Here is a 14,443-nt window from a genome sequence, read left to right as displayed (position 1 = left end):
CCCGGCTCACTCCAAGATGTGCCGGCCCTCCGGCTGCGCGCTGCACGAGGCTCGGAAGGCGCAGTGCGTGCAGTGCTGGCCGGTCGTGGGCGTGAACCGTTCGTCCAGGACCCGTCCGGCGGCCGTGGCCAGCAGGTCGGGGACCCACTCACCGGAGAGAGGCTCCTGGGCCTGCACCTTGGGAAGGGCGTCGCCGCCCTCCTTCTTGGGGGCGGGCTGACGCAGCTGTACGAGTTCGGCGCCGCCGGGCACGGGGCGCCGCCCGTCGAAGATCTCGTCGACCGCGCCTTCCCGTACGGCCAGCTGGTACACGGCGAGCTGGGGGTGGCGGGTGACCTCGTCCTTGGTCGGGGACTGTTTGCCGGTCTTGAAGTCGACGACGTACGCCCGGCCGTCGGCGTCCTGTTCGACGCGGTCCATGGAGCCCCGGATGCGTACTTCGTACTCCCCCGCCTCCAGCGTCACGTCGAAGTCGTGCTCACTGGCGGTGGGGGTGCGCCCGGCGCGGTCCATGACGTGCCAGCGCAGGAAGCGTTCGAGGGCGGCCCTGGCCTGTTCCTTCTCCTGCTGGGACTTCCAGGGGGCGTCGAAGACGAGGCCGTCCCAGACCGAGTCGAGCCGCTCCATCAGGACGGCCAGATCGGCGGGGGTGCGCCCGGATGCCACCTCGTCGGCCAGGACGTGGACGACGTTGCCGAAGCCCTGGGCGGCCGTCGCCGGGGCGTCCGCCTTCACTTCGCGGCCGAGGAACCACTGGAGCGCGCAGGTGTTGGCGAGCTGGTCGAGCGCGCTGCCGGACAGGGCCACGGGCTGGTCGCGGTCGCGGAGCGGGACGGTGGAGCGGGTCGGCTCGTACAGGCCCCACCAGCGGTAGGGGTGGGCCGCGGGTACGAGCGGCTGGCCCTCGTCGTCGGTGAGCGCGGCGAGGCGTGCGAGGCGGTGGGCGGCCTCCTCGCGCAGCGCGTCGGAGGCGTCGGGGTCGACAGTGGTGGCGCGGAGTTCGGCGACGAGCGCGGCGACGGCAAGGGGGCGGCGCGGCCGGCCGGTGACGTCGCGCGGTTCGACGCCGAGTTCGGTGAGGAAGCGGGACGGCTGATCGCCGTCGTCGGCGGGTGCCTTGACCGCGGTGACGACGAGACGTTCGCGGGCCCGGGTCGCCGCGACGTAGAAGAGGCGGCGTTCCTCGGCGAGGAGGGCCCCGGGGGTGAGCGGTTCCGCCAGGCCGTCGCGGCCGATCCGGTCCGCTTCGAGCAGCGAACCGCGGCGGCGCAGGTCCGGCCAGAGTCCCTCCTGCACGCCCGCGACGACGACGAGGCGCCATTCCAGACCCTTGGAGCGGTGCGCGGTCATCAGCCGTACGGCCTCGGGGCGCACCGCACGCCTGGACAGGGTGTCGGCGGCGATGTCCTGGGCGTCGACCTCCTCCAGGAAGTTGAGCGCACCCCGTCCGCCGGTACGTTCCTCGGCTCGGGCCGCCGTGTCGAAGAGCGCGCAGACGGCGTCGAGGTCGCGGTCGGCGTTGCGACCGCCCGCGCCCCCGCGCAGTGCGGCACGCTCCAGCCGCCCCGGCCACGGGGTGCCGGCCCACAGCTCCCACAGAGCCTCCTCCGCGGTGCCGCCGCCTTCGAGGAGCTCGCGCGCCTTGCGCAGGAGCGCACCGAGGCGCTGGGCGCCGCGGGCGTACGCCGGATCGTGCGTGACGAGCCGTTCGGGCTCGGCGAGCGCGCGCGCCAACAGGTCGCCGGAGGGCGCCGGTACGCGATTCCCGGCGGCGCGCTCCTCGTCGCGCAGGGCCCGGCCGAGCCGGCGCAGGTCGGCCGCGTCCATGGAGCCGAGAGGGGAGGTGAGGAGGGTCAGGGCGGTCTCGGTGTCGAGCCAGAAGGGCGCTTCGAGGGCGGGTGGTTCCTCAGTGGGCCTGCCGGGTTCCCGGTCGGGACCGAGATCGGGACCGAGATCGGGACCGAGGTCGGGTTCCCGGTCGACATCGAAGTCGGGAAGCCGGTCGGATTCCTGGTCGGGTTTCCGGTCGGGTTTCCGGTCGGGAACGGGAGCCTCCGCGCCCGGCGCACTCCGTCGCAGGGCCGCTGTGGCGACTGCGCGGAGGGCTGTCAGGAGCGGGGCCACCGCCGGTTCGTGCCGCAGGGGAAGGTCGTCGCCGTCGACCTCCAGGGGGACGCCCGCCGACGTCAGTGCCCGGCGCACGGAGGGGATCACGCGGCCTCCGGCCCGTACCAGAACCGCCATCTCGTGCCACGGAACGCCGTCCTCCAGATGCGCCCGGCGCAGCAGATCGGCGATGTTGTCCAGCTCGGCCGAGGCGGTCGGATAGGTGTACGCCTCCACGCTGCCGCCCTCGCGGACCGCGGCGAGCTCCCGGTGGGCGCGGACCTTCGCCGAGGGCAGCCGGGTCAGTGGCATCCGGCGGGTGAGCAGCCGGGTGGCGGCCAGCAGCTGTCCGCCGGAACGGCGCGAGGTGGTGAGGACGCCGACCGGGGCCGGGGCGCCGTCCGCCCGCCGGAACATGTCCGGGAAGTCGAGGATGCCGTTCACATCCGCGCCCCGGAACGCGTAGATCGACTGATCCGGGTCACCGAAGGCGATCAGCTCCCGGCCGCCCCCGGCGCCCGGAGCGCTCCCCCGGTTGCCGGCCAGCGCACGCAGCAGCCGTACCTGCGCCGGGTCCGTATCCTGGTACTCGTCCACGAACACCGCGTCGTACCGCCCGGCCAGCAGCTCCGACACCTCGGGGTGCTCCGCGAGCAGGACGGCCCGGTGCACCAGCTCCGCGTAGTCCAGCACCCCCTGCGCGTCCAGCACATCCAGGTACTCGGCGAGGAATGCGGCGGCGGCGCCCCAGTCCGGCCGGCCGGTGCGGCGGGCGAAGTCGGCCAGCGCGTCCGGGCCCAGGCCCAGCTCGCGGCTGCGGGCGAGCACCGCCCGTACCTCGTCGGCGAAGCCGCGCGTGGTGAGGCAGGCCCGCAATTCGTCGGGCCAGCGGATGTGCGGGAAGCCGTCCCGTTCCAGTTCGAGCTGGCCGGCGAGCAGCTCGCGGACGGTGACGTCCTGCTCCGGTCCGGAGAGCAGCCGCGTCGGTTCGGCGAAGAGGTCGGCGTCCTGATGGGCGCGGACCAGTGCGTAACAGAAGGAGTGGAACGTGGTGGCCTGCGGACCGCGGGCGGCACCGAGCCGGGCGGCCATCCGGTCGCGCAGCTCCACGGCGGCCTTGCGGCTGAAGGTGAGGACCAGGATGCGGGCCGGGTCGGTGCCCGAGATCACACGTGTGGCGACCGCCTCGACGAGCGTGGTCGTCTTGCCGGTGCCGGGTCCGGCGAGCACCAGAAGCGGGCCGCCGGGGTGGTCAACCACCGCGCGTTGCGCCGCGTCCAGGAGAGGGAGGTCCACGGAGCCCGGCGGGGTGCGCACCAGTCGGTACGCGCCCGCGGTCCGCTGCCGTGCCTGACGGTGCGGGCTGTGCCGGGTGGAGGAGGTGCTCACGTGGGTCGCCGGTCCTGGTGGGTGTGCTGGGTGTTCGTGTCGGGGGTACTGGATGTACGTGGGTCGTGCGTGCGTGCACGGGGGCTTTTCCGTGCGTGTACTGGGTGTACCGGTGATGAGAGTGCGGTACGTGCTGCGAACTGACGACGCTACGCCAGCGGGGGCGCGCTACGGGGCGAGTCCGCTGCGTACCTCGTCACGTTCGGGGTCACGGATGTCACAGGCGTCACACGCGTCGCAGGCGCCACGCGCCTCGTGGGTGCAACACATCTCACAGGCGCCACGCGCCTCGCGGGTGTCGTCGCCCAACGCGTCGTGTTCCACATCACCCGCCAGGCCTGGCACCGCCCATGGGGCACCCGAATGGCCGAAGCTGTCAGGTGTGAGCACCTCCGCCCCTGTCCTTGTCCGCGTCGGCGTCGGCGTCGGCGTCCGCGCGACCGGTGACGCCGTCCCACCGCGCCCGCTTCATGTCGAGGCGCGGCACATGGCCCTCCGCGCTGCTCGACGCCACGCGCAGCGGGGTGCTCTCCTCGCGGTAGTGGTCCAGCGCCCGCAGTTCATGGCCGGGCAGCAGCGCCCCGTCGGCGCGCACCACACGCCACCACGGCACCGCGGCCCCATACAGCGCCATGACCCGGCCGACCTGGCGCGGGCCGCCGTCGCCGAGCCACTCGGCGACATCTCCGTACGTCATGACACGGCCGGGCGGGATCAGCTCGGCGACATCGAGAACCCGCTCCGCGTACTCCGGCAACTCATCGTTCGTCCGGTCGCCGTTCGTCCCGTTGCCACTCGTCCGGTGTTGGCTCATCCGACCCATCCTGCCGTACACCACCGACAGCCCGGCCCGGTCCGCGGGCGCCCGTTCACGGGGCGTGCGTGCGGAAGCAAAGGAGCGTATCTTGCGCTTCGCGTGTCCGCGCGGTGCACCCTGATGCCCTCCTCTGTCGCCGGGCCGTGCCACCATCGTGCAGGCGGTGACCGGTGATACGAGAACACGAAGACCCATCTGAGGCGACGAAGGAGCAGGGCGTGCAGCCACCGAAGGCGGCGGACGCCCCTGACGCCGAGCCGTACTCGGACGTGTCGGACGGGCCCGCCGAAAAGCCCGGTGCGGAACAAGAAGAGCCCGGCGCGAAGCAGCGGACGCCAGGTGCGGAGCAAACAAAGCCCGGCGCAGACCAAGCAAAGCAAGCAGACCGAGCGGACCAAGCGAAACAAGCGGACCGTACAGAGCAAGACGCACCCGGCGAGCAGCAGACCACGCCCGGTGCCGGACGGCAGGACGTCCCCGAGCACCTGACCGGCTCGACGCTCTGTTCCGTCGCGGCGGACCAGGCCGAGCGCGTCTCGGGCGACGAGCCGCTGCTCCCCGCTCGGGTGCACCGCCCCTCCGATCTCATGCGGCTCCTCATCGGCGTCCTCGCGATCGTCATCCTGTTCTCGATCGCCGCGTTCGCCCACGGCACGACCACCGGCCTCGAACAGGACATCAACAAGGGCACCGGCCAGGCGCCCGACATCCTGATCAAGATGGCCGGGCTGGTGTCCAGCATCGCCGTGCTGCTCGTTCCGGTCGCCTTCGCCATCGAACGGCTGATCAAACGTGACGGACTGCGGATCGCGGACGGGGTGCTCGCCGCCGTACTGGCACACGGTGTCACGCTCGCCGCCGACCTCTGGGTGGCCAAGTCCGCCCCCGGCACCATCCAGGACGCCCTGACCCAGCCGCAGCCCGGTGACGCGCTCACCGATCCCGTACACGGCTATCTCGCCCCCGTGATCGCCTATATGACGGCGGTCGGGATGGCGAGACGGCCGCGCTGGCGCGTCGTGCTGTGGGTGGTGCTGCTGCTCGACGCGTTCGCCATGCTGGTCGGCGGCTACACGACTCCGTTCTCGATCGTCCTCACCGTGCTGATCGGCTGGACCGTGGCCTACGGCACGCTGTACACGGTCGGCTCGCCCAACGTCCGGCCGACCGGTCAGCACCTGATGGCCGGTCTGCGCCATGTCGGCTTCCACCCGGTCACCGCGATGCGCGCCGAGGACGCGCCCGACTCCGGCGACCAGAACGACCGCGGGCGGCGCTATCTGGTCACCCTGGAGGACGGGCCGCCGCTCGACGTGACGGTCGTCGACCGCGAGCAGCAGGCCCAGGGCTTCTTCTACCGGGTGTGGCGCAGGCTCACGCTGCGCGGCATCACCCAGCGCCGTTCCATCCAGTCGCTGCGCCAGGCGCTGGAGCAGGAGGCGCTGCTGGCGTACGCGGCGATCGCCGCCGGAGCCAACGCGCCCAAACTGATCGCCACCTCGGAACTCGGGCCCGACGCCGTGATGCTCGTGTACGAGCACATCGGCGGCCGTTCCCTGGACGCACTGGAGGACTCGGAGATCACCGACGAGCTGGTGCGAGGCGCCTGGCATCAGGTGAAGGCGCTCCAGTCGCGACGGATCGCGCACCGCAGGCTCACGGGTGACGCCATCCTGGTGGATCTTTCCGGCAAGGTGTTCGTCACCGATCTGCGCGGCGGCGAGATCGCGGCCGGGGATCTGGTCCTGCGGATGGACGTCGCCCAGCTGCTGACCACCATGGGTCTGCGGGTGGGCGCCGAGCGGGCCGTGGCCGGTGCGCTGGAGGTGCTGGGGCCCGATGCCGTAGCGGACTGTCTGCCGTTGCTCCAGCCGATCGCGCTGAGCCGCTCCACCCGGGCGACCCTGCGCCGGCTCGCCCGGGAACGCTCGCAGCGCGAGCGCGAGGCGGTGCTCGACGCGTCGGACGCGGCCAAGCGGGCCAGGGCACTCGAAAACGGGGCGACGGCTCAGGAGCCCGCCACCGCCGCCGCGGGTATCGGCCACAAGGCGGCCCGCAAGGCCGCCCGCAAGTCGCTCCGTATCCAGAAGCAGGCCGAGAAGCGGGCCATGGAAGACGCCCTGGAAGAGGCGCGCGAGGAGGACCTGCTCTCCCAGATGCGACAGCAGGTGCTGCTGATCCGGCCGCAGGCGCCGGTCGAGCCGGTCCGGCTGGAGCGCATCAAGGCGCGCACCCTGGTCAGCTGCATCGCCGGCGCGATCGCCGCGTACTTCCTCATCTCGCAGTTCACCCAGGCGGACTTCGGTGCGGTGGTCGAGCAGGCGGAGTGGGGCTGGGTGGCGGCTGCGGTCGGCTTCTCGGCCCTCAGCTACGTCGCGGCGGCGATGAGCCTGCTGGGCTTCGTGCCGGAGCGGGTGCCGTTCGGCAAGACCGTGCTGGCGCAGGTCGCCGGGTCCTTCGTGAAGATCGTCGCGCCGGCCGCGGTCGGCGGTGTCGCGCTGAACACCCGCTTCCTCCAGCGTGCCGGCGTACGTCCGGGGCTCGCCGTGGCGAGTGTCGGCGCCTCGCAGCTGTTCGGTCTCGGCTGCCACATCCTGTTGCTGGCGGCGTTCGGCTATCTGACCGGTACGGAGAAGACCCCGTCCTCGCTCACGCCTTCCAGGACGGTGATCGCCGGGCTGCTGACGGTCGCCGTGCTGGTGCTGGTGGTAACCGCGGTTCCGTTCCTGCGGAAGTTCGTGGTGACACGGGTGCGGTCGCTGTTCGCCGGGGTCGTACCGCGCATGCTCGACGTGGTGCAGCGGCCGCAGAAGCTGCTGACGGGCATCGGCGGGATGCTGCTGCTGACCGGCCTGTTCGTGATGTGTCTGGACGCGTCGGTCCGGGCGTTCAGCGGCCCGGATGTGCCGCATCTCAGTTACGCAAGCATCGCAGTGGTCTTCCTGGCCGGTAACGCGCTGGGGTCGGCGGCGCCCACACCGGGCGGAATGGGTGCGGTCGAGGGCGCGCTGACACTGGGGCTGATCGCGGTCGGCCTGCCGAAGGAGGTCGCGGCACCGGCCGTTCTGCTCTACCGGCTGCTGACGCTGTGGCTGCCGGTGCTTCCCGGCTGGCTCTGCTTCAACCATCTGACCCGCAAGGGCGAGCTCTGACCCGTAAGGACGAACTCTGACCCGCAAGGGCGAGCTCCGACTGGCAAGGGCGAGCTCTGCCCCGCAGGCAAGGCCCACTGCGCCGCGTACCGCCGCGGGCGAACTCCGACCCGCAGGGAAAAGAGCGGACTCCGACGCGCGTACGGCTTGTCGCGGGCGAGCCCTGACGGGGCCTCAGCCGTCCTGCGAGCTCGCCCTCGGGCCGGGCGGGCGCCGGCACAGCCCGTGAGGCCGGTCAGGCGATCGCAAGGCCGGTCGGGCGATTCGGGCGCCCCTGGGCCACCCGCTTGGACCGGTGCCCGTGCAACGGTCCGGTTCCCGCCGCACGATGGGGCCATGAGGACCTCCCCCGCCCTGCGTGCTGCCGCTCTCGCCGCCACCGCCACCGTGCTCCTTCCCCTCACTGCCTGCTCCGAGAGCAGCGACAAGGGCGGCCCGGTCGGGCCGCAGAGCTCCCCGCTCGCCGCGAACGCCGCCGAGGCGAGCAGCAGCTCCGGCTACCTCGCCTCCCAGAAGCCGGCATGGAAGCCCTGCCCCGCCCCGTCCCCCGAGCAGGGCGGCGGAAAGGCCCCGTCGCCCCTGCCCGACGGCACCCCCTGGGAGTGTTCCTTCATGAAGGTCCCGCTCGACTACGCGAATCCGGGCGGCGAGACGATCGAACTGGCACTCATCCGGGCCAGGGCCAAGAATCCGGACAAGCGGATCGGCTCCCTCATCTTCAACTTCGGCGGCCCCGGCGCTTCCGGTGTCGCCACCCTGCCCGCCTTCGGCACCGACTACGACAAGCTCCGCGCCGGCTACGACCTGGTCAGCTTCGACCCGCGCGGGGTCGGCCGCAGTGCGGGCGTGGAGTGCGAGACCGACCGGCAGCTCGACGCCCGCTACGAGACCGACGCCACTCCGGACGACAGCGCCGAGGTGAATGCCCTCGTCAAGGACATCAAGACCTTCGCGTTGGCCTGCAAGAAGAACTCCGGCAAGGAGCTCCCCTACGTCGGCACCACAAACGCCGCCCGCGACATGGATCTGATGCGTCAGGTGCTCGGAGACAAGAAGCTGTACTACTTCGGCATCTCGTACGGCACCGAACTGGGCGGCGTCTACGCCAATTTGTTCCCGAAGAACGTCGGCAGGTCGGTACTGGACGGGGTGGTCAACCCGACCCTGGACTCCGTGCAGTCCTCGCTCGGCCAGGCCAGGGGGTTCCAGCTCGCCCTGGACAGCTTCGCCAAGGACTGCGTGAACCGCGGCGCGGCCTGCAAGCTCCCCGGTTCCACCGAGAAGGAGGTCGAGCAGGGGGTCTCCGGCCTTCTCGCACGGCTGGAGAAGACTCCGATCCCGGGGATCGGGAACCGGCAGCTGACCCAGTCCCTGGCCATCACCGGCATCGCGGCCGCCCTCTACTCAAAGGAGACCTGGCCGTTGCTGGAACAGGGAGTGGACGAGGCCGACGGCGGGAACGGCGCGCTGCTCCTCGCTCTCGCGGATTCGCTGAACGGCCGTCAGGCCGACGGGCACTACGACAATTTGATGGCCGCCAACACCGCCATCAACTGCGCCGACTCCAAGCAGCGGTTCACCGCGGACCAGACCATGGCGAAGCTCTCGGAGTTCCGGTCCGCCTCGCCGGTCTTCGGTGACTATCTGGCCTGGGGCCTGATGTCCTGCACCGGCTGGCCGGTGGCGGGCGCCTGGGAGACCCCGGACGTCAGCGCCCCGGGCGCGGCCCCCGTCCTCGTCATCGGCAACACCGGCGACCCGGCGACCCCGTACGCGGGCGCGAAGGCGATGGCCGACGCACTGGGCAAGGGTGTCGGTGTGCAGATGACGTACGAGGGCCAGGGGCACGGCGCGTACAACAGTGGCAACGCCTGTGTGCAGAAGACCGTGGGCGACTATCTGCTGGACGGCAAGGTTCCGGCGGCCGGGACCGTCTGCAAGTAGACCCCGGCCGGGATCCGCCGGACAGGCCCTAGCATGGGCGCACGTTCTGTACGTAGTACGTACAGGTACATGGGGAGGACGTACACGTGGTAGGACACGCACGCGCCGGGGCTCTGACCGGCGCCGCACTACTGCTGACGGGGCTGCTCGCCGGCTGTGGCAGTGGTACGGACGACAAACCGGCCGACAGGACGGACAGCGGTGCGGCGTCCACGCCCGGCAAGCCGTCCGCCACGACGGGCGGGCAGCCCGGCACGCCCGCCCTGCCCGCCGCGCTCACCTCCCAGCGGCCGGACTGGAAGAGCTGCAAGGCCCCCGCGGGCGGCAGCGCTCCCGGTACCGGCTGGCGGTGCGCGACCGTCGAGGTACCGCTGAACTACGCGAAGCCGGACGGCGACACGATCCGGATCGCGCTGATCCGCAAGGAGGCCCGGGACAAGAGCCGACGCCTGGGCTCGATGCTGTTCAACTTCGGCGGCCCCGGCGGTTCGGGGGTCTCGATACTGCCGCGCGCCGCCCGTTCGTACGAGAAGCTCAACGCCCGCTACGACCTGGTGAGCTTCGACCCGCGCGGCGTCGCGGGCAGCGCGGGGGTGAACTGCCGTACCGACAAGGAGGCGGAGGACGCCTACCGGAAGGTCGACATGACTCCGGACACGGCGGCGGAGGAGGCCGCGTTCATGAAGGACGGCGCGGACTTCGGCGCCGGCTGCGAACGCCGCTCCGGCAAGGTCCTGCCGTACGTCGGTACGACGAACGCCGCCCGGGACATGGACCTGATCCGCGAGGTGCTCGGCGACAAGAAACTCACCTATTTCGGCATGTCGTACGGCACGGAGCTGGGCGGCACCTACGCGCACCTCTTCCCGAAGAAGGTGGGCCGCACCGTCCTGGACGCCGTCGTCGACCCGACCGCGGACGCGATTGGGCACGCCCGCAACCAGGCGACCGGGTTCCAGCGGGCGCTGGAGAACTACCTCAAGGACCGCGGTCAGGACCCGAAGGCGGGCACCGAACGCATCGCCCGGCTGCTGGAGCGGATCGACAAGAAGCCGCTGCCGACCGCCTCGGGCCGTGAGCTCAACCAGTCGCTCGCCATCACCGGCATCGTCATGCCGCTCTACTCCAAGAGCAGCTGGCCGTACCTGACCCAGGCGCTGGACGAGGCCGAGAAGAGGGGCACCGGCACGATGCTGCTGCAGATGGCCGACGCGTACAACGGCCGGGACGAGAAGGGCCATTACGACACGCAGAACCACTCGCAGCGCGCCATCTCCTGCGCGGACAGCAAGCTCCGGCCGACGGCGGCCGAGGCCAGGGCCATGCTGCCCGAGTTCCGGCAGCTGTCCCCGGTGTTCGGACCGTTCCTGGCGTGGGACACGGCCGGCTGGTGTGCGCAGTGGCCGGTGGAGGGCGAGCACGACAACCCGGAGGCGAGCGCTCCGGGTGCCGGTCCGATCCTGGTCGTCGGTACGACCGGCGACCCTGCGACGCCCTACGAGGGTGCGCGGAAGATGGCGGACGAACTGGGCAAGGGCGTCGGCGTCATGCTCACCAACAAGGGCGAGGGGCACGGCTCGTACGGTGAGAGCGCGTGCGTGACGTCGACCGTGGACGCGTACTTCCTCGACGGGAAGGTCCCGGCAGACGGCAAGACCTGTTCGTAACGCGGATCCGGGCGTTCCCCGGGGGCCCGGTACCCCGTGGAACGCCGAAGGGGCCGGTCCGCAGCACGCGGACCGGCCCCTTCGAAGCGTTCGTACCTGGTACACCAAGGATTCGGTACACCAAGGATTCGGTACATCAAGAACCCGGTACAGCAGCGGCTCAGAACACCGGCTCAGTGCACCGGCTCGGTACACACCGGCTCAGTACACCGGCTTCTCGGGCTCGATCTGGTTGACCCAGCCGATCACGCCGCCGCCCACGTGCACCGCGTCGGCGAAGCCCGCCGACTTGAGGACCGCGAGGACCTCGGCGCTGCGGACACCGGTCTTGCAGTGCAGGACGATGCGCTTGTCCTGCGGGAGGTCCTGGAGGGCGTTGCCCATCAGGAACTCGTTCTTCGGGATCAGCCGGGCGCCGGGGATCGAAACGATCTCGAACTCGTTCGGCTCACGGACGTCGATGATCTCGATCTTCTCGTCCGCGTCGATCCACTCCTTGAGCTGCTTCGGAGTGATCGTGGAGCCGAGCGCCGCCTCCTGGGCCTCCTCGGACACGACGCCGCAGAAGGCCTCGTAGTCGATGAGCTCGGTGACGGTCGGGTTCTCGCCGCAGACCGCGCAGTCGGGGTCCTTGCGGACCTTGACCTGGCGGTACTGCATCTCCAGGGCGTCGTAGATCATCAATCGGCCGACCAGCGGGTCGCCGATACCGGCGAGCAGCTTGATGGCCTCGGTGACCTGGATGGAGCCGACGGAGGCGCAGAGCACCCCGAGCACGCCGCCCTCGGCGCACGAGGGAACCATGCCCGGCGGGGGCGGCTCCGGGTAGAGGCAGCGGTAGCAGGGACCGTGCTCGGACCAGAAGACGGACGCCTGGCCGTCGAACCGGTAGATCGAGCCCCAGATGTACGGCTTGTTCAGCAGTACGGCTGCGTCGTTGACCAGATAGCGGGTGGCGAAGTTGTCCGTGCCGTCCACGATCAGGTCGTACTGGGCGAAGATGTCCATCACGTTGTCGGCTTCGAGCCGCTCCTCGTGAAGGACCACGTTCACGTACGGGTTGATGCCCAGCACCGAGTCCTTGGCGGACTCGGCCTTGGAACGGCCGATGTCGGCCTGGCTGTGGATGATCTGGCGCTGCAGGTTCGACTCGTCGACCTCGTCGAACTCCACGATGCCGAGCGTGCCGACACCGGCGGCGGCCAGGTACATCAGGGCCGGCGAACCGAGACCGCCGGCGCCTACACAGAGCACCTTCGCGTTCTTCAGCCGCTTCTGCCCGTCCATCCCCACATCCGGGATGATCAGGTGGCGGGAGTACCTGCGGACCTCGTCGACGGTGAGCTCAGCAGCTGGCTCGACCAGGGGTGGCAGCGACACAGGAACCTCAACAATGCAGGTGGTCGGTTTCTACGTACTTCAGCTACGTACGGTTGTTCTTGCCGTAACACTGCCACGCCGCTTCTCATTCCGAGATACCCGGTCCGATCCGCGAGACGAATTCGTCCCAGTACCCGGGCAGCGCCGCGAATGGATCGGTTTGTCCGTGCCGTCCGTCCCACCCGTGCTGTCCGTCCCGGTCCGTGAAGAAGATCGTGCCCGCGCCCTGCCAGCGGGCGATGCGCATGGCCTCTTCGAGATGGGTGCGCGGAACGCCGTGCACGAAGTGCGCGAACCGCTCCGGCGGATAGGCGGCGGTCCACTCCGCCACCTGTGACCAGCGGTAGTCGGCCCAGGGGCCGGAGAAGGTGACCAGCTGGTCGGCGACCTCGGCGTAGCCCGGATGCGGATGGGTGCCCAGCCCCAGCACCAGCGGCCCGTGCCCCTCCCCGCCTTCGTCGTGTTCGAGGAGCGCGGCGAGTGTGCCGGTGAGACGGCGGACGGCCGGGAGTTCGGCCCGGCCGGCCGGGCACTGGCCGAGATAGAAGCCGTCGACGCGGTACCAGTCGAGGAAGGACTGCGCGTCGGCGATCAGCTCTCCGAAGGAGCGGCTGCCGAAGGCCAGATCGAGATGGCCGAGCAGCCGGCCGCCCGCGGCCCGGGCGGAGTCCTGCGGGGTCTCGCCCTGCACGGCCCGCTCCCGGGCGTTGCGGAGCCGGCCCGCGGCCTCCAGACAGTGCGGGTCCGGGCGAGCACCCGGGCCGTCGTCGATGTTGAGGACCGCCCAGTGCAGCGGGGTACCGGGGCGGGTGAGTTCGGCCCACTCGGTGGGGGCGAGCAGCGGATGCGCGTAACCGGGGACGCCGAAGCCGAGTTGCTCGACGCCGCCGGTCCGGCGGACGGTGCCGGTGGAGGTCAGATACGGCACGCCGCCTCCATCCAGATGTCGGCCAGGGACTCCTCCAGATTGATCCGGGGGCGCCAGCCGAGCCGGTCCCTGGCGGTACGGACGTCGGCCTGCTGCCAGGCGCCGCAGCCGTCCGGGTAGGGGGACGGGGTTGCCGAGAGGTGCTCGATGACCGACTCGGTCGAGGTCCGCGGGGCACCGATGGGCAGCCGGGGCGGGGGCGCGTCGAGCTCGTGGAGTGCGCCCGCGTATCCGGCGACCCTGGCGAGGACGGAGGCCGCGTCCCGGAGTCGCACGGCGCGGCCGGTGCCGATGTTGACGACACCTTGCGCCGCGGAGAGCGAGGCGGCGTGCACGGCGCGCGCGACATCGCGTACGTCGACGAAGTCGCGCTGCACGCCGAGGCCGCTGAGCTTCAGCTCGCCGTCACCGGACTGCATGGCCCGGCGCATCGCCTCGGCGAGCCTGCCGAGCGGGGAACCGGCCGGGGTGCCGGGACCGACCGGGGAGAAGACCCGCAGCACGACCGCGTCGAGGCCGGAGCCGAGGACGAGTTCGGTGGCGGCGAGCTTGCTGACGCCGTACGGGCCGCCGGGGCGCGGAATCGCGTCCTCCGCGGTCGATGAGCCGGGCTGCGAGGGCCCGTACTCCGCCGAACAGCCGACCTGGACGAGCCGGGCCGTGCAGCCGCTGCGCCGCATCGCCTCGCAGACGGTGGCGACGGCGACGGTGTTGTGGCGGGTCAGATCGCGGGCCCCGCCGCGGGTGGCGCCCGCGCAGTTGACGACGACGCCGGGGTGGACGGCGTCCAGGAAGCGGGTCAGCGCGCCGGGACTGCCGCCGGCGAGGTCGAACCGCACGTCGGCGTCGTCGCCGCGGCCGAGCGCCGTGAGATGCACGGCGGGGTCGGCGAGCAGGCGGTCGGCCACGAACCGGCCGAGGAATCCATTGGCTCCGAGCAGCAGCACCCTCATCGCGCGCCCCCTCGGTACCGACGGCGGGCTGCCGGTGCGGGGGATTGGGGGGTCATGTCCGGTGTCTCCTTCAGGAAGTGACGTGTGGTGCGGTACGGGGAACGGAC

The 14,443-nt window shown here is 71.3% G+C and carries 8 protein-coding genes; 3 read left to right on the top strand and 5 right to left on the bottom strand.

Annotated elements, in window-relative coordinates; translation table 11 throughout:
* Nucleotides 1-6: 6 nt before the first annotated feature.
* Together OG306_RS25540 and OG306_RS25535 are read right to left on the bottom strand one after the other, a co-directional pair.
* Nucleotides 7-3,495: an ATP-dependent helicase gene (locus OG306_RS25540; protein WP_266748397.1), complete on the bottom strand. Its 3,489-nt coding sequence runs from the start codon at nt 3,493-3,495 to the stop codon at nt 7-9.
* A gap of 376 nt (nt 3,496-3,871) precedes the next feature.
* The gene (locus OG306_RS25535; protein ID WP_266748396.1) at nt 3,872-4,309 is read right to left on the bottom strand and encodes an MGMT family protein; all 438 of its coding nucleotides are present in this window, start codon (nt 4,307-4,309) and stop codon (nt 3,872-3,874) included.
* A 221-nt stretch (nt 4,310-4,530) separates the two neighbouring features.
* Between OG306_RS25535 and OG306_RS25530 the strand changes: the two genes are divergently transcribed.
* The 3 genes from OG306_RS25530 (at nt 4,531) to OG306_RS25520 (ending at nt 11,075) form a co-directional block, all read left to right on the top strand.
* Nucleotides 4,531-7,464 carry a lysylphosphatidylglycerol synthase domain-containing protein gene (locus OG306_RS25530; protein ID WP_266905504.1) on the top strand — a complete coding sequence of 978 codons (2,934 nt, stop codon included), beginning with the start codon at nt 4,531-4,533 and terminating at the stop codon, nt 7,462-7,464.
* Nucleotides 7,465-7,800: 336 nt separating this feature from the next.
* The gene (locus OG306_RS25525; RefSeq protein ID WP_266748394.1) at nt 7,801-9,408 is read left to right on the top strand and encodes an alpha/beta hydrolase; all 1,608 of its coding nucleotides are present in this window, start codon (nt 7,801-7,803) and stop codon (nt 9,406-9,408) included.
* Between the two features lie 86 nt (nt 9,409-9,494).
* Nucleotides 9,495-11,075: an alpha/beta hydrolase gene (locus OG306_RS25520; RefSeq protein WP_266748393.1), complete on the top strand. Its 1,581-nt coding sequence runs from the start codon at nt 9,495-9,497 to the stop codon at nt 11,073-11,075.
* A 201-nt stretch (nt 11,076-11,276) separates the two neighbouring features.
* Here OG306_RS25520 and moeZ read toward each other — a convergent pair whose 3' ends face one another.
* The 3 genes from moeZ to OG306_RS25505 all read right to left on the bottom strand — a co-directional run bounded on the left by moeZ (nt 11,277) and on the right by OG306_RS25505 (nt 14,336).
* Nucleotides 11,277-12,455: an adenylyltransferase/sulfurtransferase MoeZ gene (gene moeZ, locus OG306_RS25515; RefSeq protein WP_114246509.1), complete on the bottom strand. Its 1,179-nt coding sequence runs from the start codon at nt 12,453-12,455 to the stop codon at nt 11,277-11,279.
* An 85-nt stretch (nt 12,456-12,540) separates the two neighbouring features.
* Complete coding sequence (locus OG306_RS25510) at nt 12,541-13,383, bottom strand: spherulation-specific family 4 protein (protein WP_266748392.1); 843 nt, start codon at nt 13,381-13,383, stop codon at nt 12,541-12,543.
* Nucleotides 13,371-14,336, bottom strand: coding sequence for an NAD-dependent epimerase/dehydratase family protein (locus OG306_RS25505; protein ID WP_266748391.1), 966 nt, complete (start codon nt 14,334-14,336; stop codon nt 13,371-13,373). The genes OG306_RS25510 and OG306_RS25505 overlap by 13 nt, the downstream gene beginning before the upstream one ends.
* Nucleotides 14,337-14,443: the final 107 nt, after the last annotated feature.

It is taken from the genome of Streptomyces sp. NBC_01241 (genome assembly GCF_041435435.1).
GTDB lineage: Bacteria > Actinomycetota > Actinomycetes > Streptomycetales > Streptomycetaceae > Streptomyces.
This window is presented reverse-complemented; position numbering and strand designations above follow the sequence as displayed.

Coding starts and splice junctions, on each gene's coding strand:
- OG306_RS25535 (WP_266748396.1), bottom strand. CDS start 4,309: ATGAGCCAACACCGGACGAGTGGCAACGGGACGAACGGCGACCGGACG.
- OG306_RS25525 (WP_266748394.1), top strand. CDS start 7,801: ATGAGGACCTCCCCCGCCCTGCGTGCTGCCGCTCTCGCCGCCACCGCC.
- OG306_RS25505 (WP_266748391.1), bottom strand. CDS start 14,336: ATGAGGGTGCTGCTGCTCGGAGCCAATGGATTCCTCGGCCGGTTCGTG.